Origin of the sequence: Geobacillus sp. Manikaran-105, assembly GCF_002809955.1 — a bacterium.
Lineage (GTDB): Bacteria > Bacillota > Bacilli > Bacillales > Anoxybacillaceae > Geobacillus > Geobacillus thermophilus.
In genome coordinates this window covers 1-1,394 of sequence record NZ_PIJG01000127.1, presented here as the reverse complement: position 1 = coordinate 1,394, position 1,394 = coordinate 1, and the positions used below count along the sequence as shown (strand labels likewise).

Sequence of the window (1,394 nt, the reverse complement as noted above, 5' to 3'; positions counted from 1 at the left end):
GTTGTTAGGTTTTACATCCGAACGAGCTTGGCACCGATTTGTGATCGGAAACTTATTTTCGAAAGATTTATTTCCTGAACGCTCTCGATATAACCGTCGTTGTCGAAACCTTGGCTTTGCCGTCAAATGGATCCGATATCAACTAGCCAAACGTGGGCAACATCATGCTTATGCGGTAGTGGATAGCTTACCCATTGAACTCTGCCACCACGCACGAATATATCGCGTCAAACGGTTTCAAGGAATCGCTGATATTGGGTATTGTGCATCCAAAAAGATGGCTTACTATGGATTGAAGCTTCATCTCCAGATCACTGACCAAGCGCTTCCGATGGGATATGTCGTCACCGAAGCATCCTGTCACGACCGGACAGCTGCGGAAACCGTGATGGTCCAACTTCCTCATCCGTATACACTTGGTAACAAAGGATATGTGAGCCAAGACTTGCAAAAGAAGCTGTATGATGAATACAAGATCACTTTTTGGACGCCCGTTCGGAAAAACCAGAAAATCCATCAATCGAAAGCATGGAAACGATGGATGAAACGAAAGCGCAAAGTCATTGAAACCGTGTTTTCCGTTCTCATTGATCAGTACCGGATCACAGAGATTCGATCCAACTCTGTTTCTGGATTTGAATCATCTTTGGATGGCATTTTACTCGCTTATTCACTCGTCATTCTTGGGTTAGTTGAGCGTTAAAGTTCAACTAGCACCATGGGTTATATATATTTTTTGGGTCTTCACCATTTTCTGTGATTTCTACTCAATCCTAGATACATGTTAGCTGGATGAAATAGGTTCATCAGTCAGGATCCTTCTTCCGCATACAGACCACGAAGTTGGTAGAATGGAAACAGTCAAGTGCTTTCCTTGACGGGTTCCATTCTACCAACTATCATACCGATAGCGGAAGAAGGGAGCGCTTAAGCAGCCTGACTGCCTGTAGTGTTCCCTGTACACTCCAGAAATACACGCAAACGAAACCGTTCTAGATTTCGATAGCCATATGCCCGGCGTTTGATGTTTTTGATCTTGTGATTCGTCCACTCGATTCGGGCATTGGTATATGGGCACAAAAAGTAGGAAAGAATCGGCTCCTTCCACCTTTCAAGCGTGTTGGCTGCTTCCTGAAAAGAAGTGAAAGGGCTCTGTTTAGCTAACTGAATTCATTCTTCCAAGCGTTCCTTTGCTTCGTGATATCCATCGGTTCGGTAAAAATCCCGAAACAACTCTTTGAGATAATAAGCAATGGAGAGTACCGGATACTCCTCCAAGATATCGTCTAATCGACGCCGTTGGTCCTTACGAAGCTTTTCACAGCCTTTTAAGAGAAGATATCGAGCCTTTTTCAATGGAGAACATTCCTTTCTTGCTTGATCCAAGGCTTGTG

The 1,394-nt window shown here is 44.0% G+C and carries 1 protein-coding gene and 1 pseudogene; one reads left to right on the top strand and one right to left on the bottom strand.

Annotated elements, in window-relative coordinates; all coding sequences use genetic code 11:
* A partial coding sequence (locus tag CV945_RS16825; RefSeq protein ID WP_100660197.1) for an IS982 family transposase occupies positions 1-703 on the top strand: 703 nt, incomplete at its 5' end.
* Positions 704-927: 224 nt separating this feature from the next.
* Here the strand turns inward: CV945_RS16825 and CV945_RS17730 are convergent.
* Positions 928-1,394 (bottom strand): annotated as a pseudogene (locus CV945_RS17730) (ISL3 family transposase); the annotation flags it as partial.